19 protein-coding genes are annotated in these 19,103 nt (G+C 66.4%); 10 read left to right on the top strand and 9 right to left on the bottom strand.

Translation table 11 applies throughout. The annotated features are described in order from the left end of the window. Positions 1-43: 43 nt before the first annotated feature. Together ACMCNO_RS13065 and ACMCNO_RS13060 are read left to right on the top strand one after the other, a co-directional pair. Positions 44-274, top strand: a complete 231-nt coding sequence (locus tag ACMCNO_RS13065; protein ID WP_412749682.1) for a hypothetical protein — start codon at positions 44-46, stop codon at positions 272-274. A gap of 64 nt (positions 275-338) precedes the next feature. Then, the gene (locus ACMCNO_RS13060; protein WP_412749681.1) at positions 339-887 is read left to right on the top strand and encodes an HD domain-containing protein; all 549 of its coding nucleotides are present in this window, start codon (positions 339-341) and stop codon (positions 885-887) included. On the opposite strand, the gene ACMCNO_RS13055 is transcribed toward ACMCNO_RS13060, so the two are convergent. From ACMCNO_RS13055 to ACMCNO_RS13045, 3 genes are read right to left on the bottom strand one after another with little or no spacing between them, the layout of a single operon-like run. Continuing rightward, positions 854-1,339 (bottom strand): hypothetical protein, encoded by a 486-nt coding sequence (locus tag ACMCNO_RS13055; protein ID WP_412749680.1) that lies wholly within the window; start codon positions 1,337-1,339, stop codon positions 854-856. The genes ACMCNO_RS13060 and ACMCNO_RS13055 overlap by 34 nt on opposite strands. Then, the gene (locus ACMCNO_RS13050; RefSeq protein ID WP_412749679.1) at positions 1,332-1,808 is read right to left on the bottom strand and encodes an NUDIX domain-containing protein; all 477 of its coding nucleotides are present in this window, start codon (positions 1,806-1,808) and stop codon (positions 1,332-1,334) included. The genes ACMCNO_RS13055 and ACMCNO_RS13050 overlap by 8 nt, the downstream gene beginning before the upstream one ends. A gap of 6 nt (positions 1,809-1,814) precedes the next feature. Then, positions 1,815-2,522, bottom strand: coding sequence for a helix-turn-helix domain-containing protein (locus tag ACMCNO_RS13045; protein WP_412749678.1), 708 nt, complete (start codon positions 2,520-2,522; stop codon positions 1,815-1,817). A 386-nt stretch (positions 2,523-2,908) separates the two neighbouring features. Between ACMCNO_RS13045 and ACMCNO_RS13040 the strand changes: the two genes are divergently transcribed. The 5 genes from ACMCNO_RS13040 to ACMCNO_RS13020 all read left to right on the top strand — a co-directional run bounded on the left by ACMCNO_RS13040 (position 2,909) and on the right by ACMCNO_RS13020 (position 8,298). Continuing rightward, complete coding sequence (locus ACMCNO_RS13040) at positions 2,909-3,103, top strand: hypothetical protein (RefSeq protein ID WP_412749677.1); 195 nt, start codon at positions 2,909-2,911, stop codon at positions 3,101-3,103. Positions 3,104-3,155: 52 nt separating this feature from the next. Further along, positions 3,156-3,794, top strand: a complete 639-nt coding sequence (locus ACMCNO_RS13035) for a DUF2637 domain-containing protein (protein WP_412749676.1) — start codon at positions 3,156-3,158, stop codon at positions 3,792-3,794. Then, complete coding sequence (locus ACMCNO_RS13030) at positions 3,791-4,111, top strand: hypothetical protein (protein ID WP_412749675.1); 321 nt, start codon at positions 3,791-3,793, stop codon at positions 4,109-4,111. The genes ACMCNO_RS13035 and ACMCNO_RS13030 overlap by 4 nt, the downstream gene beginning before the upstream one ends. Then, entirely contained in the window at positions 4,108-5,847 is a 1,740-nt protein-coding gene (locus ACMCNO_RS13025) for an FtsK/SpoIIIE domain-containing protein (protein WP_412749674.1), read from the top strand. Before ACMCNO_RS13030 ends, ACMCNO_RS13025 begins: the two co-directional genes overlap by 4 nt. Positions 5,848-6,135: 288 nt before the next feature. Continuing rightward, the gene (locus ACMCNO_RS13020) at positions 6,136-8,298 is read left to right on the top strand and encodes a recombinase family protein (RefSeq protein ID WP_412749673.1); all 2,163 of its coding nucleotides are present in this window, start codon (positions 6,136-6,138) and stop codon (positions 8,296-8,298) included. Between the two features lie 922 nt (positions 8,299-9,220). Here the strand turns inward: ACMCNO_RS13020 and ACMCNO_RS13015 are convergent. The 3 genes from ACMCNO_RS13015 to ACMCNO_RS13005 form a co-directional block, all read right to left on the bottom strand. Beyond that, positions 9,221-10,549 (bottom strand): condensation domain-containing protein, encoded by a 1,329-nt coding sequence (locus ACMCNO_RS13015; RefSeq protein WP_412749672.1) that lies wholly within the window; start codon positions 10,547-10,549, stop codon positions 9,221-9,223. A 101-nt stretch (positions 10,550-10,650) separates the two neighbouring features. Next, on the bottom strand, positions 10,651-11,976 hold the full coding sequence (locus ACMCNO_RS13010; RefSeq protein ID WP_412749671.1) for a condensation domain-containing protein: 1,326 nt from the start codon (positions 11,974-11,976) through the stop codon (positions 10,651-10,653). Further along, a complete protein-coding gene (locus ACMCNO_RS13005; protein WP_412749670.1) occupies positions 11,976-12,191 on the bottom strand; it encodes an acyl carrier protein in 216 nt (71 codons plus the stop codon). Before ACMCNO_RS13005 ends, ACMCNO_RS13010 begins: the two co-directional genes overlap by 1 nt. Positions 12,192-12,357: 166 nt before the next feature. Between ACMCNO_RS13005 and ACMCNO_RS13000 the strand changes: the two genes are divergently transcribed. Then, on the top strand, positions 12,358-13,479 hold the full coding sequence (locus ACMCNO_RS13000; protein WP_412749669.1) for a hypothetical protein: 1,122 nt from the start codon (positions 12,358-12,360) through the stop codon (positions 13,477-13,479). Positions 13,480-13,907: 428 nt separating this feature from the next. Here ACMCNO_RS13000 and ACMCNO_RS12995 read toward each other — a convergent pair whose 3' ends face one another. Together ACMCNO_RS12995 and ACMCNO_RS12990 are read right to left on the bottom strand one after the other, a co-directional pair. Then, a complete protein-coding gene (locus ACMCNO_RS12995) occupies positions 13,908-14,537 on the bottom strand; it encodes a VOC family protein (RefSeq protein WP_412749668.1) in 630 nt (209 codons plus the stop codon). A gap of 26 nt (positions 14,538-14,563) precedes the next feature. Next, on the bottom strand, positions 14,564-15,370 hold the full coding sequence (locus ACMCNO_RS12990; RefSeq protein ID WP_412749667.1) for a hypothetical protein: 807 nt from the start codon (positions 15,368-15,370) through the stop codon (positions 14,564-14,566). 216 nt (positions 15,371-15,586) lie between these two features. Between ACMCNO_RS12990 and ACMCNO_RS12985 the strand changes: the two genes are divergently transcribed. Next, the gene (locus ACMCNO_RS12985; protein ID WP_412749666.1) at positions 15,587-16,783 is read left to right on the top strand and encodes an LLM class flavin-dependent oxidoreductase; all 1,197 of its coding nucleotides are present in this window, start codon (positions 15,587-15,589) and stop codon (positions 16,781-16,783) included. Continuing rightward, positions 16,755-17,960 carry an amidohydrolase family protein gene (locus tag ACMCNO_RS12980; RefSeq protein ID WP_412749665.1) on the top strand — a complete coding sequence of 402 codons (1,206 nt, stop codon included), beginning with the start codon at positions 16,755-16,757 and terminating at the stop codon, positions 17,958-17,960. Before ACMCNO_RS12985 ends, ACMCNO_RS12980 begins: the two co-directional genes overlap by 29 nt. Positions 17,961-17,963: 3 nt before the next feature. Here the strand turns inward: ACMCNO_RS12980 and ACMCNO_RS12975 are convergent, their stop codons facing one another. Then, positions 17,964-19,103 (bottom strand): acyl-CoA dehydrogenase family protein, encoded by a 1,140-nt coding sequence (locus ACMCNO_RS12975; RefSeq protein WP_412753689.1) that lies wholly within the window; start codon positions 19,101-19,103, stop codon positions 17,964-17,966.

Here is a 19,103-nt window from a genome sequence, read left to right as displayed (position 1 = left end):
CTTGGGGTCATCAACCACGACGAGAGCGGGCGGACAGACGACAATGCCAACCGACGACCGCGCGGGGGAAACCGCTGCACGAACGTCTACCGACCGCCTGGCCCTGGCGCTCGAAGACGTCGGCTTCGACGTTGGCCAAGATTTTCCGGCACTTCATGACGCGATCGGCCGACGGGGGTTCGCGGTTGTGCGCATCGGTGACGTCCAACCGTCCGTCGCGGATCGGCTCGCCGCGCGTCTGCGTGGCGGCGTCAATATGGATGGCGCCGAGTAACGGAGGACGACGACTCCCAGCAGCGATCGACCCAGCAGATAGGGCGGTTCGTTAGTCTGCCCATGTGGATCAGGTCGAACGTGCCCGCGACCTCACGCGCCTGTTGCTGGCCGAGTCAATCCCCCGCCGGTGGACGCACAGTCAAGGTGTTGGCCGCAAGGCCGAGTCGATCGCGAACCTTGTCGGCAACGACGCTTCGGCGCTGGTGTCCGCGGCATGGCTCCACGACGTCGGCTACGCTCCCGATCTCGTGGTCACGGGCATGCATCAACTCGACGGCGCCCGTTACTTGCGCGATGTTGCCAACGCAGACGATCTCGTCTGCCGACTCGTTGCCAACCACTCATGCGCGTTCATTGAGGCTCGACACCGGCGTCTGCTCGACGAACTTGCGGGCGAGTTCCCGCCCGTCGAGGGCCTGTTGTCCGACGCGTTGACCTACGCGGACATGACGACGAGCCCGGACGGCGAGCCGGTCGAGGTGCATGGACGCCTTGCCGAGATCCTTGCCCGGTATGGCGCCGGCGACCTCGTTGCGGAGTCGATCCGCGAGGCAAGCCCGCTGATCATCGGGTCGGTTCAGCGGGTGTCCGCGCTGGTGACAGGCGCCTGAGCGTCGGCGCGGGACAGCGATCCCTGTTCGTCGCGGCTCCAGCGCCGACCGGCGCTGTCCAGGAACTCGATCTCCACGGGTTCGGGCTCGACGTACGTCCGTAGCCAGTCCTGGGGTGCCGCTCGCTGAACGGTCCGGCCGGGCGGAACGAGACCGACGAACTCCGAGCCTGGTTCCTCTCCGTCGCGCGTCGGCATCGGCAGCTCTACCTCGTAGATGGGCATGTCACTCGCGTTGTGGATGTGGAACGCCAGCTCACGGCCGCCGTCGACCTTCCGGATGAGTTCCACCCATGCGCTTATCCGCGCTGCCTGTGCTCGCCGTTCGTCCTCGGCCCGGTCGGCCTCTCGGCGGTGCTCACGCCGCAGCAGCAGGAAACCGACCAGGAACGCGCCCACAGTGCCGACGGCCGAGAAGACGTCCGCGAACGCGCTGAGCCAGTCGCTATCCAAGATGTATGTCCTGCGGCGCGCTCAGGAAGTGGTCGAGCCGCATGCGCATCGATCGGTCCATCGGTAGAGGAGCGAGGTCTGGTACGGGAGTCCACCGGACTTCAGTGCTCTCTGAGCTGGTCGTCGCCGTGCCGCCGACCGGCCGCGCGGAGAAGACCACGGAGAACTCCTGCCGCACCTCGCCGTTGCTGGTGTAGAGGATGACGTGGCGAGGATCGGTGAAGATCCCGACCAACCCGGTTATCTCGACATCGATCCCGGTCTCCTCGGCGGTCTCGCGCACCGCCGTCGCCGGTAGTGACTCGCCGAGGTCCATCGCGCCGCCGGGAAGCGCCCAGTTCCCGTTGTCCGAACGCCGGATCAGCAGGATCTCGCCAGCGTCATTGGTGACGACCACGTTGGCCGATGGCACCAGCGACGTCGCGCGCGGTGCGGCAGGGTCGTCATAGAAGTCGATACGCCGTGTCATGGCACCTCATGTCAACGGCGTGGCGCTGTCCCACACCCGCTCGAAGCTGTCCAGGTAGGTCGCAACCATGCCACCACCGGCAACCCGGCGCAGGTGAAGCACGGGAGCCTGAGCAGCGGTGAAGCTGTAAATGTGGGTGTTCACGAGGAGTTGATCGTCGGCGCGGTAGATCGAGTTGTAGAGCACCGTGCGGTGCAACCGGAACTCGATGCCGTCGACCTCGCGCAGCGGCCGATACATCACGAGCGCATTTCTGATCTTTCCCGCCTGGACGTCGTCCACCCCCTCGTCGGCACCGCGCTGCGCGACGGCCTCACTGTCCGGGTCGCCGAGAAGGATGCGGACGCGTACCCCGGCCTCGGCCTTCTGCCGGAATATGCGCCGGACGCCAGCGTCCTCGGAGAGGAACAACCCGCTGTAGACCAGGACTCCAATCTCCTGCTCGGCGTGATCGAACATGTGGCGCCACACCTCGGACGGGACGGTCCAGCGGTGCGGATAGATGTTGATGATCTCGCTCTCGCTGGCGCTGGCCACCTGATCAGGGCTGAGCGCGTCGGGCCACAGGTAGACCTCGTCTACGCCGAGGTGCGCGGCGACCTGGTACCGGTGGCGCCGGTACGGCGTGCGCCCGTTGATCCACCGCTCGACGCTCTTCGGGTCCACGTTGAGCGCTTCCGCCAGGCTGGACGGGGTGAGCCCTCGTTCCAACATTGCGGTGCGTAGTCGCTCGTTCGGCATCGTCTTCCCGTCAGGACGTCCCGGCAGCTTGACCACCCTAGGCCAGACGTCTCGGACACGTCCAGCCACGACCTGATCACGTCCCGTCCTCTGATCGCACTCTCAGTGGCGTCGATGCGGACCACGCATCGCCGAACCGAGAGGAGACCAGCCATGGACACCCAGCAGTTCTCGAACGAGGTCCCGACCTGCCAGTGCGGCGCACAGCTCGGATCGGGACACCCGACCCTGTGCCGCAAATGCAGCGCCCGAGTGCGCTGGAACCGCCGGCACCAGGCCCGCGGTGGTCACGGCGGCGCGGACCGAACGATCCGTACACGCCGCGCCCGGCGCAACCGCGACCAGGACGGTGAGGCCGCATGACGATCGCCGTCTCCGCCGTCGTCCTGCTCGGCGTCTTCGTCTACCTACTGTGGCGGTACGCCCGACTGCCGCTCTGGCAGGCCGCCATCTGCGCGGCGTTCGGCTACTTCCTAGCCTCGTCGTCCATCGGCCCGGAGGTCGGCAACGGGCTCCGCGCCCTGGCACGGTTCATCGCCGGACTGGATCTCTGAGGTGAGCCGTTCCCCCACCGCCGGGCGACGCGACTGGTGGGTGATCGTCGGCATGAGCGTCGCCGCGATCTCCGCGGCGGTGGCGAGCTTCGCCGGCCTCCGCGGGCTGGCTCAGGTCGCCCGCTGGCCCGACCGGCTCGCCTGGCTCCTGCCCGTCACCATCGACGCGTACGCGATGACCTCGGCTCGGGTATGGCTCGCGGGAACGCACGGGAGGGGCCGAGCCCGGCGCTTCGCCCGAGCCAACGCGATCGGCGCCATCGCCACAAGCATCGTCGGCAACGCCGGATACCACCTCGTTGCCGCCGGCCTCGTCGCGATCTCTTGGCCGATCGTCGTCCTCGTCGGCGCCGTACCGGCCGCCGTCCTCGGACTGACCGCTCACCTGCACGCACTCGGAACCGTCACAGCGACCGATCGCGATCCGGCACCGACCGCCAAAGACGGTCCCCAGACCCGTACCCGAGTCCGGACCCGACGCACCAAGAGCCGCACCGATGCAAACCTGCTGAACTCCGCCCGCGAGGCCGACGCCCGGCACCGCGCCGCGCACGACGGACGCCCCATCAGCCGAGACGGACTGCGCTCGGCCCTGCGCATCGCCGGACCCAAGGCAACCGAGCTGCGACGGATCCTCGCCGCCGAAACCGCCGACAGCACCGACCGAAAGGAGGCTTCACCCCGCCCATGACCAACGAACCGCACACCCCGCGCCCGACCGTCGACCAGGAGGCCGTTCTCACCCATCTGCACGCCGCCCGATGCCGGCCGACGCCGGTCAACATCTGGACCGCCGTCACCGACATCCCCGTCCTGATCGCCGAAGTCAACCGCCTCGCCCGGCTGCTGAGCCGTACCCGGTGGGACTTCGCCGACCTGCTCGCCGCCGCGCATGCCACTCTCGCCGCCCACCACGACGGCGAACCCGACCCTCTCGCGTACCTCCGCGACGCGGTCGCTGAACATCGCGCCTGGACCCTGCCTGACGAAGGCGAACCCACCGAATGAGGGCCTACGGACGCCGGCACCGCCGGTGGAGTCGCCGCAACCCGCAACCGCTCCTACTCGTACCGGACGAGCCGCTCCTCGTCGTCGGCCTGGCCGCGATCGGGCGCGCCCTGTTCCGGTACCGGTCAGAACTCGCACCGATCACGACCGGACTGGCACTCACCCTGGCCGGACTCGCGCTGCACCGCAGCCACTCCGGTACCTGGCCGGTGGTCGCGGTCCTCACCGCCGTCGCGGCACTGGCTGCCGGGCTGCGCGGACTGCCCTGGGGTCTCAACCGCGCCGAGGAACGCGCCTACGCCGCGACCACGACCGCCGTCGTCGGCGGCTGGCTCGCCGCCGCGACGGCACTCGGGCCCTGCCGCACTCCCCTGCCGACCCTCCTCGTAGTCGCGACAGTCGCATTCGGCGTCCCTTGGTGGGCACACCGGCGCCGACGCGCACGCGTCCGGGTGGATCGCGTCATCCACGCGTGGCCGAACCTCGCAGAAGCGATCGGGCTCGACGGGTCGCGGGTCATGTCAGCCGCCGTGGACACCTGGGGCTGGCGCGCTCGGATGAAGCTCCGGCCGGGGCAGAGCGTCGCTGATGTCGTGGCCCGGGTGCCGGCCATCGAGTCGGCGCTGGGGACACGGCCCGGCGCGGTCCGCGTCGAGCAGGACCCGGCGCACGCCGGCCAGTGCACGATGCGGGTCCTCGCCGTCGATCCGCACTCCGGCGCGATCCCGTGGCCAGGGCCGGCCGCTCGGTCCCTCGCCGACCCGATCGAACTCGGTGTCTTCGAGGACGCGACACCCGTCCGGGTGCCGCTACTGCGACGGCATGCGCTGATCGGCGGCACGACCGACTCGGGCAAGAGCGGCGTCCTGAACGTCGTACTCGGCAACCTTGCCGCCTGCGCCGACGTCGTCCTGTGGGGCATCGACCTCAAGGGCGGCATGGAACTGCGCCCGTGGGCGCCATGCCTCGCCCGGCTCGCGACCACCCCCGACGAGGCGACCCGACTTCTCTCCGACGCCGTCGCCGTCCTCGACGCACGGGCCCAAGCATCCGGCCGCGACAACACCCGCGTCTGGGAGCCCACGCCGAGCGCTCCGGCGCTGGTCATCGTCATCGACGAGTACGCCGAACTCGCCGACACCGCCCCGGCCGCCGTCACGTACGCCGAATCGGTCGCCCGACGCGGCCGGGCGGTTGCCGTCGACCTGCTCGCCGCCACGCAACGCCCGACGCAGAAGGCCATGGGAGGCGGGGCGCTGCGCTCACAAATGAGCGTCCGGGTCTGCCTGCGAGTCCGGGAGCGGCGCGACGTTGATCTGATCCTGGACAACGGCATGCTCGCCGCCGGCTGGCACGCGCACACCCTCGACGCACCCGGCAAGTTCTACGTTCTCGCCGACGGGCACAACCAGCCGCGCCGTGCCCGCGCCTACCTCGTCACCGACGAGAAGGTCCGGGAAACGGCCGCCCGGTACACCGACCAGCGGCCCGACCTTGACCCGCTGTCCCGAGCCGCGATCGACCATCAATCGCGCGCCCTCGAACCGCCGAAGGTCGCCGACGACCCGGAGCAGGCACTCCTGAAAGCGCTCGACCAGGCGCCCGACGACGGACTCACGATCCCGGAACTGATCGAAGCGACCGGCATGCGCCGCACCTGGATCTACGACCGGCTCCAAGCGCTCGCCGCCGCCGGAAACGCTCGCCAGGTCACCCGCGGCCGCTGGCGCGCCTGACCCAATCGTCCGCACGGACGTCCGTCCGCTCGCGCGCGTCTGCGCAGATCAGCGCGCGGACGGACGACGGACGGACGACCGCGCGGACACCACCCACCGATCAGAAAGGAGGCCAGCGATCGCCATGGAAGGCCCGACCGACGAAGGGAGAAATCGCAGCATACGAACGTGCACGACGCTGGAAATCGAGAATGGGCAGCTCAAGACGTCCCTAGAAGTCCCACTTTCCGAAGCCGCCGCCGATGTGCTGTGGCGCATCATCGACCGAGCCCGGAAGACTCGACAGGCATGAGGTTCGCCTTCTACGGACGTGTGTCGACCGAGGACCAGCAGGACCCGCAGGCGTCGAAAGCCTGGCAGCTCTCCCGAGCCCGCAGCCTGATCGAGTCGACCGGCGGCGAGATCGTCGCCGAGTTCTTCGACATCGGACTCTCCCGCTCGCTGCCCTGGAAACGGCGACCCGAGGCGCTGCGCCTTCTCGACGCGATCAAGAGTGCTGGCCGCGACTTCGATGCGGTGGTGATCGGTGAGCCGCAACGCGCCTTCTACGGCAGCCAGTTCGGCATGACTTTTCCCGTCTTCGTGCACTACGGCGTCGGCCTCTGGGTGCCCGAAGTCGGCGGGGCCATCGACCCCGGCTCCGACGCCCATGACCTCGTCATGGCCCTCTATGGCGGCATGAGCAAGGGCGAACGCAACCGCATCAAGATCCGCGTGCGGGCCGCAATGAAGTCCCAGACCGAGATGGAAGGCCGCTACCTCGGCGGCCGGCCGCCTTACGGCTATCGCCTCGCCGATGCCGGACCACACCCCAACCCCGGCAAGGCCGCCGAGGGCAAACGACTCCACCGGCTCGAACTTGATCCCGCAACTGCGCCAGTCGTGCGACGCATCTTCAACGAGTACGTCGCCGGGCGCGGCATGACGACCATCGCTCGCGGCTTGACCCAGGACAGCATCCCTTGTCCGTCTGCCTACGACCGTCAGCGCAACCCGCACCGCCGCACCTTGGTGTGGGAAACGACCGCAATCCGTGCCATCCTGCTCAACCCTCGATACACCGGTCGGCAGGTCTGGAACAAGCAGCGCACCGACGAGGTCCTCATCAACGTCGAGGACATCGCACTCGGACACGAGAACAAGCACCGGTGGAACGACCGAAGCGAGTGGGTGTGGTCAACGGCGGAGGCCCACACGCCAATCATCACGGCGGACTTGTACGAGCAAGCACAGGGAACGATCAAGACTCGTGGAACCAATAGCGAGGTCGGTCGCGCGCCCCGGCGCAGCACGCGGCCGTACCTGTTCCGCGGCCTGATCACCTGCGGGCTTTGCGGACGCCACATGGTCGGCAACCCGAACCACGGCCGGCTGTACTACCGCTGCAAAGCATCCCGCGACTTCGTCCGACAGCGCCAGGTCGCGCATCCACCTGTGCTCTATCTCCGCGAAGACGCGATCATCGAGCCGATCGATCGCTTCTTGCGCCAGGAGCTGAGGGGCGACAATCTCGCCTCCAACCTGCGCAGCATCGCTGATGCCCATTACCGCGCCGCACTCGCCGCGCACGACGCCAACGACGAGACCGAGCGGCTCAACCGGACAATTTCCGACTGCGACACCAAGATCGAGCGCTACCGTGCCGCGCTCGATGCCGGTGGAGACCCCGCCCTGATCGCTGGCTGGATCCGCGAGACCTCCGCCGTCCGATCTACCGCTGCCGCCGCGCTACGCCTCAGCGCGGCGCCGCCGCAACGGCTCAACGAAGATCAAATCGGCGCGATCGTCGAGGGCCTCGGCAGCCTGCTCGCCGTCCTCCGCGAGGCCGATCCACGCGACAAGGCGGAGCTGTACAGCCGCATCGGGCTCAGGCTCACCTACAAGCCGGGCGCAAAGACAGTGAAGGCCGAGGTCGTCTCATCCGACCTCGGCCGTGTGCTTAGTGTGTGTCCGAGGGGGGACTTGAACCCCCACGGGTGGGCTGGAGACCACCAAGTCTCCGTGTTCATGTGCTCAACCCTACCTTTCGTCACAGGAATCTGGTGCGGTCGTCCACCGGGTCGATCAGGCGCTCGGGGACGTCCGGACGGCCTCGTACTTGTCACGCGGACCGGTCATCCTCCCGCAGGCAGCGTGTCGTCGCGGCGCAACGGCGATCCCCCGCCCGGCCCCAGCCTGGCGCGAGCACGTACTGCGCAGGGCCGTGTCCGGCCGTCGGCGGGGACGGCCACGGAGTCCCCGGCAGGGCGCAGCCGACGTCAAGCCAGCCCGGCAAGCCGCGCGGGGCGGGCGCCGCGTAGCGGCCCCGGCGCAGCGCAGCAAGCCGGGCGTGCCCGGCACCGTAGAGGCGAAACCGGTCGGCTTGACGACGGCGCGGACTGGCGGGACCCTGGCGGACGTCCCCCGCCCGCCCGGAGAACGAACCAGGCCCACCCGCGGCGGGTCAAGTAAATCAGTAGCCACCTTGTCCCATCCACGACGCTGGACCTATCGGGTGGGCAAATGCTGTGGGCCGAACTGAGGTGGGCGACAGCCGCCCGCGAAGCTGGTACCCCTCGCAGCGGACAGATCACTGCGGAGAGACCTGACTGAATGGCGGACCACTGCGAGGGGTTCCAGAATTCTACCGGCAAGTGCGCTTCTTCGAGCCGATGCAGGACCCCTGTACCGCGCCTTCGGCATTCTGCCCATTCGGGTGAACAGGCGAGCGGCCATTCCGAAGAACGCGTGCTAATCGAACCTTCACATTGCCCGCTCTTTTGGGCCGCACTTTACCGACTCACTACCGATGGCTCGAAACTCAGCGCGCCGATCACGGTTTCGATACGGCGTGCAGAAATAAAGCACCGGGGGTGGCCAGTGCTAACACCGACCACCCCCGGATACTAATCAGTAGTGCCTGCTTGACACGCCTGGATTACTTGCAAACACCCCTCTTGCAAACGCCCTTCTTGCACACGCCCTTCATCTGTCTTCACCTCCCTCGTAAATCGCAGTTTGCGTTGACTCCTTCGGATCTGTCCGAAGGAGTTGGAGAACAGGAGTTCGAGGAGGTCTCGAAGCCCGCCATTCCCACCGGCATCCAAGGCTACAGCAACGCCGCAGTCGAGGAAAGGGCATATACTGACGCACCTGAATCGCTTGCAAACAGTACGCAGATCACTACAGTGCGCCCGGAGTATGCGCCGCCCGGGAGCATTACAACCTGCCATTACCCCGCCTTCCAAGTCGGCTCCGGAAAGGGAAGGTAGGCAGTTCATCATGCAATCGGAACCCGAACCGGTGCCCCTATGACCTCCGGCCTGACGCTTGCGCGAACGAATTCCCGGTCGAAACGAAGCCGGCGGCGGTGGGGAGCCGAAGCAGTAGAGAGTCAGTGGATGCGAGAGATCGAGTCCTTTACGCCAACGCGTTCCCCCCGGCTGAGTCCAATAAGCTCCTCGTCGTACCATGCCAGAAGCCGCGACAACGTGTCTGATGACATCACGGTCGGATCAGCGCGCATAGCTATCTCCATATTGGCGCCGCCACGTACCCTGAAGTCGAGACGTTGGCCGTCTTGCCGCTGTGGTTCGTGCAGTCTGAGTTCCGGTTCCGGAAAGCTGCTGAGAGGCGCCTCCGAATGGCGCGGCACGTCGAATGCCATGAAGTTGAAGTAGACGTCGAATGTAAGTTCGCTGCCACGGACGTTACGCACTTTTTCGGCGATATCGTCAACGTTGTAGCTTCCGTGTCGGTAAGCATTAAGACCCGCCACGTGGACTCTGCGCGCAAAAGACTCGAAACTCTCGTCCGTTCGACCGACCGCGACTGCCACGGGCGTAATCTGATTCATCGAAGAAACGAGGTGACGCCATTTCGGATCGTACCTATTGTTGGCGAGCAAGGAGAGTGCGACGTTCTCCTGGTCGAGGGTCGCAGCTAAGGCGATTGCCGTCAGTGCGAGCATGATCGATTGTGGGGTGACACTCAGCCGGTTGGCTACCTGCCCAAGTGCGGCCCTAGTGCGCGCCGACGACAAGACCCCGCCGACCCGCCCGGCGTTCTTCTGCCCAGTAGGCCACGGGAACACGTGTGGCGGCAGATCCAGGAGACGGTCCCAGTACTGATCGATAGCCCTCCGCCGGGCCGACCACAGCTCGGAACCCTGGGCCGCTGCCAGCTCCCGAGGCTGACGAGGTGCCGATGCGAGCAGCTGGCGGCCCTCCTCGTCGTCGCCACGCAACAACGCCCGCAACTCCGCGAGCAGTTGGCGAAGGCCTGTTCCGTCCACGAGCATGTGGTCGAGAACTAACACCAGCTCCCGCAAAGACCCAGAAGCGGTGAAGATGAACGCGCGCCAGGCGAATTCCCGATCCCACTGGAAGGGATTCCGGCAGTTCTGCAACGCGGTCGACGCCAGTTCATGCTCCGTTGCGTCCGGCATCTCGATCACCTCGACCGGCGGCAGACCAGACGGCACGGTGACGGCAACCATCTCGTCCTCGGAGCCGACGAAGTAGGTCCGCAACGAGTCATGTCGTCGGCTCACCACACTGAGGGCCGCCGTCACGTCGGACAATGTCGTACCGGGGCGCAGCGCCACACTCTTGCAGAGGTACGTCTGCCACCAGGTCTCAGCGGGGAGATCCTGTAGGTCACGCAGGACCGACAGCTGACCGAACGTCAGTGGGGAGCTTCCGCTCGCGGCGTACTTGGTCACCGACCTCACCCCACAAGACCCATCCGCCGGCAAGAAGCCTCGTCGGTTTTCTCCATGCAGCTAGCCTCCTCGATCCTCAAGACGACGTGCGAAAACGTCGTCTATTCAGCGAACCTGGCCGAGAACGTGCTCCGGACATCATCGACGGTCCGCGCCTCGGCGCCCGCAATCACCGCATTCTCGATTGCAAGGAGCAGCTCCGGCACACGGCGGTCCTCGACGTATTCCGTGTCGACCAGCAGGCGCAGGCGGCAGCCCATGGGGGTTTCCTGCAGCATGAGAAAACGCGCAAGATCAAGCATTGGCCAGGCACCGAGACGGCGCGGCTCCCCGGCAAGGGGACTCGCACCGGTCGTCGACATGTGGCTCGGTTGACCGCGCGCATCGTTGAAGAACGTCAGTATCTTGCGCGGCGGGCGAACCTCGCCGCTCGAGGCACCCAGGGAGGCTGCGAGCGCTTCCGGATCGTACTTGCCATCCGCATACGCGCTGAGCGCCTCGCGGTGCACCTGACTGACGAAGTCGTCGAAAGCCAACAACGCCGACCACTCGACGCACATGGCCGTGTCCTGGGCCATCGGCCCGACGTATCTACGCTCATACTCTCGGACACGGTTGCCCGAGATCAGAGTCATCGAGGCGGCTGATCGGCCGTCTAACACTCCGATCGCGATGCACCATACGGCTAGAACCACAGACGCCAGAGAGCTTCCGGTACGTGTAGCAACTCTTGTGCTGGCGGCAACCATGTCGACCGAGTCGAGACTCCACTCCACAAACCGATCCGGCCGGTCGCGTTTGTCCGGGACGCAACAAGCCGAGGCTGGCACCTGGCCGGTCACCCTCTTCCAGCGGTCGATCGCGCGGCTGGTCCGGACGGCTGCCCCGGGCGTCGACTCCTGAAGCGCCTGAGCTCGTGGTTGCCACACCGAACACTGCTCCGCACTCGCATCGGCCGCCAATTCAGTGACGCGACGCACCAGTAGCGCAAGAGCGTACGCGTCAACTGCGAAGTGTGACGCAGCAATCGCCAGCGCGGCTTCTCCCTTCTGCGATGTCACCGCTGCCCACCGAACCGGGGGCTGCGCCGCGTGGTCGATCGGCGCGGCCGCGAGATTGGCGGCGACGGCGCGTGCCCGAGCCAGCACGTTCCCGCCTGTCTCGTAGACCTCGACCCGGATCGTCTCCGGTGCCACGGTGTGCTGGAAGAGATGCGGCCCAGACCGGAGCGCCAGTGTCCGAAGCGCCGAATTCTCGGTGGTGACGGTGGTGACGAGCTTCCGGATCTGCGCCGGGGCGATGTATTCGGGTAGTGGGACCACGCGGAGGATGTTGAAGTAGTCGCCCCCGGAACCGAGCTGGTCGATTGTTCCGAGGATCGCCCGTTGTCCCCAGGTCAGTGGAACCGGGATGAGTTCATCCGACATCAGACGGACTGTTCGACGAGGATCGCGACCGCCCTGGGCGTGGGGTTCTCGTAGAGTTGCTCGACGGTCAGGAAGACACCGAAGCGCTCTGACATGACGTCCAGCAGTTCCAGCACCTTCACCGACTCAGCGCCAAGTTCCTCAAAGAGGTGCTGGTCGGGCTCGACTCCCCTTTCCAGCACCAGCGCCCAACTTCGTGTGACCTCCTCGATCACGGCACGTCCCCCCGTAGTCGCGTTAGCTCAGTCTGAATGTCATCCGGTTACGGCCAGCTTGGACGGTATCCTACCGACACCCTCACTCCTGAGCGTCGATCGACGCCAGCTGTGTTGATAGTGGATGGTTGCCCCTAGATGGGCCCGTCGGCTAGCGTAACCGATCATGCTGGACGCTGCGACACTCGACGAGTCCCGCGGCGTGCGACTCTCCGTGGCAGTCATGGCAATCCCGGAGAGACAGGAGCCTCTTGACGCGTTACGGGCACGCCTCGCGCCACGTGAGGTGCAGGTCTCGTTCGAGATGACGGCGACGTCGCGACCCAGCGCGTTGGAGTCCGCCGCAATCGCTTGGTCCTGCGCACCGGCAACATCTACCCACCACCTAGTACTGCAGGACGACGTCGAACTGAGCTCCGCGCTGCTGGACTGCGTCGAGAATGCTGCACGGTCACATCCGACAGACGCGCTCGCGTTCTTCGCCGAGTGGGGCTGCAAATCAGCCTCGCCGGTCCGGGTGGCTGCCTTGCTCGGCGCCGGCTGGGCAGAGGCCGTGGACAAATACGCGCATACTCAGGCTCTCGTACTTCCCGCCGAGGTCGCTCGTGACCTTGGTGCGCACCTGGCCCGGCAGGGCGCCGATGCACCACCGGAGGACGTGGTCGTTCATCGCTTTCTCTCCGCACGAGGTATCCGCGAATTGATCTCGGTTCCCAACCTCGTGCAGCACCTCGACCTGCCGAGCAGGACGGGGAATGGTTGGCAAGGTCGACGGCACTCGGTCTGCTACCGGCCAGAAGCCACCGCACTCACCGAGGCGGTGGTGTCCGACCTGGCTACGTACCCATTCTTTCAGTGGCTCACAGGTAAGACGTTGCACATGAGGCGCGATGACGCCGCGCACGATTCTTGGCTGCGTGAATCGCTCGGTCCGGTTCTTGAACGGCAGGGTTGGTCCGCCAGCCATACCGCTCAGGCTCTGGCCGAGTCACCATTACAGTCTGCCCCGTTGACCGCTGAGGAGCGGAAACACCTCGCGGGGGTCGTCGAAACCGCAGCGGCCCTGGCTATGACGGCACGAGGACTGGCGCCGTCGACGGACCTCGATTACCGGCCAGGCTCATACGGTGCAACGGCACTGGGCACCCTCGGCGAGGGCGCTCTGCGATGTGTCATGTCAACGGGCGCCATGGAGGCCGTGCGTCCGCACCTGCCAGCCCTGGCACGCGATGTAGTCGGCAGCGCTTCGCAGATGGTTTCCGAAGGAATTCTGCGGCAGATCATCTGAGCATGGGAGTCATGATGTACGGTCCGCTATCGGATCCTGAGCTCGTCTTCGGTCCGGATTGGACCCGTCAGCTCCAGGGGTCTGCCCTGGTCCAGGAATGTTCTGCCACGGAAACGCTGCCGAAGGAGCCGCCGGTAGCGGCCGTAGTCGACCGGCCGCCCCGGTGGCTCAGGCGGGTGGTGTTGCCACCGGCCACCCATCCGATCGACGACACGGACTGATCAGGCAGACGACGTCGTTCTGGCAGCGGTATCCCTGGACGCTCCGATGATCCTTGCCTCGCGAAACGGCGGGTGAATCGGCCCACCGGCCGCCGCGGTGCGGCGGCCGGTCCGGCAGAAGCAGCTCCCACCGTGCCGCATGTCGTCGGCGGTTGTTCGACGAGCCGTCATGCCCGATCGACGAACCACCACGCTATGGCACGATCCCTAACCCTCGCGCGAAGCGAGGAGGATCTCATCGACTTCGCTCTCGCTGCCGAACAGGGTTAGCAGTTCGGAGCGGACAAGGTCCTCCGGCATCCGCGCCCGTTCCACCGAGGAGTAGGTGTCCTCGTGCCCGGCGGTAACGATCTCCAGCCGTAGACCTGAGGGGTCGAACAGGTTGATGCTGGTGTGGCCGTCGCCGAGGTACAACGGCCCGAGGTAGTCGATACCGAATTCATCGAGGCGTGCCCGGACCTTCTCGAACTCGGGTCGCTCGGCATGGAGCGCAATGTGCTGAAGGCCCGCAATCGAGTCGCGGACCGCTGTGGGAGTGCCAGCAGGGTACTCGAAAAGACTGAACACAGAGTCGTTGCCCATGTCCAGGCAGTAGTGGCGAATGTCGTCGAACTGGGGAGCTCCGGGCGGCCGCCGGAAGGCCGCCGTTTCCTTATTGGGGTCGTCGTCGGAAACCAGTGGGTTGTCTGCGTCCGGCGCAGGATGCGTCCGACGTGCCATCACCAGACGGAAACCCAGCACCTTCACGTAGAACCGCAGACTCTCTGCCATGTCGTCGGTGCCGACTGCCAGGTGGTCGACGCCGCGGATGGTGAATCCGGGGCTAGTGTCACTCATTTGTCGGGCCCTTCGGTTGATCGTCACTATATGGCGGCCAGGCGAGCGAATCGCCGGCCATTCACCTCAACGGCCTCGTGCTCCACCGATTGGAAGCCCGCGTCACGGAACAGCCGAACCATGTCGTCGATGTCATACATGGCGTTGCGCTCCTGGTGCTCGGCGAAGTGGACGACGCGATCCACAAGGTCCGCGTGAGGCAGCGTGGAAACACTCCCCCACCACGGAGCACTCGCCTCAGCCACGGCGCGCCACTGCTGTGCGGTGCTCGGCTTCCCACCAGTGCCAGTGGTCCGGGCTTCGTGGATCCGCACGGTGGTGACCGCCGTTCCGCCTTCCCGCAGGCTCAGCCGCCAGGACTGTAGAAGCGCGGGTAGGGCCTCGGGCGAGAAGCGCGGAAGAAAAGAGTCACTCATGATGAGGTCGTACGTTGATGCGGGTCGGTGTGCCACAGCGTCCGCACACACCAGTTCCGGGGCCGGGGCGCCGCGATAGCGCGCAAACCATGCAGTCGCGTACAGCGGCGTAGGGCACCAGTCGAGTGCCGTGCCCTGGAGCCGATCGCCCAGCCCAGCTAGAGCATGCGCATAGGCCGAGTAGTCTGCGCAACCGCTGACGAGCAGGCGCACCGGGCCGGAACGGGGCGCACGCTCGGGCAAGATCCGCAGGAAGTAGTTGCTGTGCCAGCCCGGGTTGGAAACCAGGTTCAACAAGCGCAGGTACTGCCACGTGCCGTGGTACCAATCACAACGCACCGCGTCCTGTTGTCGGCAACTCCAGCGCGCCGCAACGTCCAACCAGGAACTCGTTTCGACGACTGGTTCAGCGAGCACGGTATGACTCCTTGCCAAGCTAGATGGACGGTCCCCGTTCGTCCCGATGGCCGAGCTTAGAGGAGTGATGATCTACCATCAACCCGATCCGCCCCAGCAACGCGCGGAGTTGACCCTGTCGGAGCTTGCGCCTAAGGTCCCACAGTGCAGCGAGAGGACGGTCTATAGCGATCACCATCGCTGCATGCACACTCTTCGCTCGGGGGAGATTTGACTGTGAACAAGCCCATGCGCTTCGGCGCCATGCTCTTTCCCATCAACCCGCTGGGCCAAAGCCCCACGGTAGCGCTGGAGAAGGACCTCGAACTCATCGAGTGGATGGATCGCTGGGGTTTTGACGAGGCGTGGGTGGGCGAGCATCACTCGGGCGGCTTCGAACTCGTCGGGTCCCCCGAACTCTTCCTCGCCTTCGCGGCGGAGCGGACCAAGCACATCCGGCTCGGTACAGGCGTGCTGTCTGTGCCGTACCACAATCCGTTCACTACCGCCGAGCGGATGGTCCTGCTGGACCATCTGTCGCGGGGGCGCGTGATGTTCGGGTTCGGTCCAGGTCAGCTCGCCTCCGACGCCCGAATGTTGGGCATCGACCCCGGTGAGCAGCGGCGAATGATGCGCGAGGGCATCGAAGTCATTCTAGAGCTGCTCCGCGGTGAGGGACCCATCAGCAAGGACACCGACTGGTTCACGCTGCGCGAGGCGAGGCTGCAGATGCGGCCTTACAGCCATCCGCTGCCCGAGATGGCGGTTGCGGCCTCCATCTCCCCTGCCGGCCCCCGCATCGCCGGTGCGAACGGCATCGGGCTGCTCTCGATCGCCTCGTGGCATCCGGACGGCTTCGGGGTGCTCCGGGACCACTGGGACATCGTGGAAGAGCAGGCCGCACTGCACGGCAGAGTCGTCGACCGGACCAGCTGGCGCATGATGGCGCCGGTGCACATCGCACGTACCGAGGCTGAGGCGCGCCGAAACGTTCGCTTCGGCCTCGGCCGGGTCTTCGAGTACCTGCGCCACATCATCCCCTTGCCCACCCTGACGGCGAGCACGTTTGACGAGATGATCGACCAGATCAACGGGCTCGGCGGCGGCGTCATCGGCACACCCGAGATGGCGGTCGACACGATCGGGCGGCTGATCGAGAAGTCCGGCGGCTTCGGTTGCTACATGCTGCAGGGTGCGGAACTGGCCAACCGGCAGATGACGCTCGAGTCCTACCAGCTGTTCGCCGAGGAGGTCGCTCCGCACTTCCAGGGCCAACTCGAGCCGCTTCAGGCATCGAATCGCTGGCTTCTCGACTCGCCGTCGGCTACACCGGGTGTGACTCGATGGGTGGACGACACAGCCACGGCGATCCGGCGCGAGATCGAGCAGTATGAGGAGGAGCGCCGTGTCCTCGGCGCCGGGGAGCCGGCATAACGGGGGCCGCTTTGCGCTGCGCGCCGCGCGCTTGTTCGACGGTCAGTCCGAGAGCTGCCTGGCCCGACCGCTCGTCATTGTCGACCAGGGTTGTATCGCCGCGGTGGTGTCGGGGGGCGAGACCCCCTCCGATCTCCAGGAGTACGACCTTGGGGACACCACTCTCCTACCTGGGCTGATCGACACGCATGTCCATCTTGGTTTTGATGCCACGTTGCAGCCGCTGGAGTCGTTCCTCGGTGGCACCGAGGAGGAGCTTCACCGCCTCATGGCCACGCATGCCAGACGTGCGCTGGCGGCCGGCGTCACGACTATCCGTGACCTGGGCGGTCGCGGCTTCTCGGTGCTCGACTTTCGTGATGCACCACGGTCGGGCGACCAGGTCGTCCCACATATTGTGGCCGCGGGTCCACCGATCACCTCGCCGGGCGGTCATTGCCATTTCATGGGCGGTGAGGCCCGCGGCGTCGACGGGATTCGGGCGGCTGTGAAGCGTCTGATCGAGCGTGGCGTGGATGTCATCAAGGTCATGGGGACCGGGGGGTCGATGACTCCGGGCAGTGACCCGCTGAGCGTGCAATTCGAGTTCGCCGAGCTACGCATGGCCGTGGAGGTCGCCGACGACGCCGGCATTTCCGTGACCGTCCACGCCCATGCCCGCGACGGCATCCGTACCGCTGTCCGAGCAGGGGTGCACGGGCTCGAGCATGCCAAGTTCTGGGTCCCTGAGGGAATCGCCCCGGACGATGCGACCATCCACGAGATCGCCAGACGAGGGATCTGGGTCTGCCCGACATTGGGCTCGCTTCCCGGCGCGCCGCCTCCACCACCCGCCGTGGCCGCCCGCCTCGCCGTGGCAGACGACCTGCTACGGGACATGCACACCGCAGGAGTGAGGCTGGTCGCCGGCTCGGACGCAGGTATCGCGCCCGCAAAGCCGCACGACGTGCTGCCATTCACGGTACGCCAGATGGCAGCGGCAGCGGGCATGAGCAACGTGGAGGCGCTACGCTCGGCCACCTCCCGGGCGGCGGACTGCTGCGGGCTTCCCGCCAAGGGTCGCCTTCGGCCGGGCGCTGACGCAGACATCCTCGCAGTGTCGGGTGACCCTACGCGAGACCTGTCCGCCATCCATCAGGTACAGGCCGTGTTCCGCGCCGGAAAACGGGTCACGTGAGCCTCAGAGCTGGTCCGGATCCACCCTCATCCCGAGCAGGACACGTCCGGCCAGCTCGATCGTCGCTGAACTCACCATGACGTGTTGCGTCGCTGCGTGGACGTCTCGGAACCGTCTCTGCAACGGGCTGTGCAGGTAGTTGGACGTGCCTCCGCCAGCCGCGTACATCAGGTCAACGACTCTGGCGCTCGTCGCGGTCGCCTGCGCGGCGGCCAGACGCAGCGTGGCCCGTTGAGTCACGCCCACTGTGCCGTCCTGGGCTTGATCCCAAGCTTCGGCGACCGCTTCGCGGAGGAACGCCCGGGCCGCCCTCAGCTCCGCTTCAGCCTGCCCGACTTGCAGCTGAACCAACGGACGTTCCTGAAGGCGCCGGATGGCGTACGTCGGTGTCTTGGCACCGGCGAGCTCGATGAGGTCGTTGACCGCTCCGCGGGCGGCACCAATCGCCGTCGACGAGATGGCCGCCGCCAGCAGGCCGAGAACCGGAAATCGGTACAGTGGCGCGTCGTTTACTGGCTGCTCGAAACCAAATGGAACCGCGCGCGCAGCCGGGATGAACTCCTCGCGGACCTCAATATCGTGGCTGCCGGTGCCTCGCAGACCCATAACCTGCCACGTCTCGTGAATGTGGGCATTCCTCGCGGGAAAGAGGAACAGGGTACGGCGGGAGTTGTCGTCGAGGCCGCCGCCGACGATCCACGAGGCGTCCCGACACATGCTCACATAGGGCCATCTGCCGCTCAGCCGATAGCCGTCGCCGTCCCGCCTGGCCCTGCCGAGGGGGGCAAACGGCCCGACCGTAACCGTGGTCGAGGGTCCGTAGATCTCCTTGGCCGTGTCCTCCGACAAGTAGCCGGAGACGACGGCGGTTGTCGCTCCGATCATCGCCGACCATGCCGTGCTGGCGTCGACCGTGGCCAACGTCTCCACCACGTCGAGTACCATCGCGGGGGGCAGTTCACCGCCGTCCAGCGACCGCGGCACGCACATGCGGAAGGTGCCGGCATCCCGAAGTGCCAGCAGCGTGCGGCTGGTTATGCGTCCTGCCTGCTCAGACTCGTCGGCCGCCTCCTGGACGTTCGGCAGCAGCGCACGTACCCGGTCGAGGACGTTGCTGAAGGAGCCCAGCATCGGCGCGTCCAT

The sequence above is a fragment of the Krasilnikovia sp. M28-CT-15 genome, from assembly GCF_047159595.1.
In the GTDB taxonomy this organism is placed as follows: domain Bacteria; phylum Actinomycetota; class Actinomycetes; order Mycobacteriales; family Micromonosporaceae; genus Actinoplanes.
This window is presented reverse-complemented; position numbering and strand designations above follow the sequence as displayed.

What these genes read in the sequence shown, in the direction of transcription:
- ACMCNO_RS13065 (WP_412749682.1), top strand. Translation starts at nt 44, where the DNA reads ATGCCAACCGACGACCGCGCGGGGGAAACCGCTGCACGAACGTCTACC.
- ACMCNO_RS13050 (WP_412749679.1), bottom strand. Translation starts at nt 1,808, where the DNA reads ATGACACGGCGTATCGACTTCTATGACGACCCTGCCGCACCGCGCGCG.
- ACMCNO_RS13045 (WP_412749678.1), bottom strand. Translation starts at nt 2,522, where the DNA reads ATGTTGGAACGAGGGCTCACCCCGTCCAGCCTGGCGGAAGCGCTCAAC.
- ACMCNO_RS13040 (WP_412749677.1), top strand. Translation starts at nt 2,909, where the DNA reads ATGACGATCGCCGTCTCCGCCGTCGTCCTGCTCGGCGTCTTCGTCTAC.
- ACMCNO_RS13035 (WP_412749676.1), top strand. Translation starts at nt 3,156, where the DNA reads ATGAGCGTCGCCGCGATCTCCGCGGCGGTGGCGAGCTTCGCCGGCCTC.
- ACMCNO_RS13030 (WP_412749675.1), top strand. Translation starts at nt 3,791, where the DNA reads ATGACCAACGAACCGCACACCCCGCGCCCGACCGTCGACCAGGAGGCC.
- ACMCNO_RS13025 (WP_412749674.1), top strand. Translation starts at nt 4,108, where the DNA reads ATGAGGGCCTACGGACGCCGGCACCGCCGGTGGAGTCGCCGCAACCCG.
- ACMCNO_RS13020 (WP_412749673.1), top strand. Translation starts at nt 6,136, where the DNA reads ATGAGGTTCGCCTTCTACGGACGTGTGTCGACCGAGGACCAGCAGGAC.
- ACMCNO_RS13010 (WP_412749671.1), bottom strand. Translation starts at nt 11,976, where the DNA reads ATGTCGGATGAACTCATCCCGGTTCCACTGACCTGGGGACAACGGGCG.
- ACMCNO_RS13000 (WP_412749669.1), top strand. Translation starts at nt 12,358, where the DNA reads ATGCTGGACGCTGCGACACTCGACGAGTCCCGCGGCGTGCGACTCTCC.
- ACMCNO_RS12995 (WP_412749668.1), bottom strand. Translation starts at nt 14,537, where the DNA reads ATGAGTGACACTAGCCCCGGATTCACCATCCGCGGCGTCGACCACCTG.
- ACMCNO_RS12975 (WP_412753689.1), bottom strand. Translation starts at nt 19,103, where the DNA reads ATGGACGCGCCGATGCTGGGCTCCTTCAGCAACGTCCTCGACCGGGTA.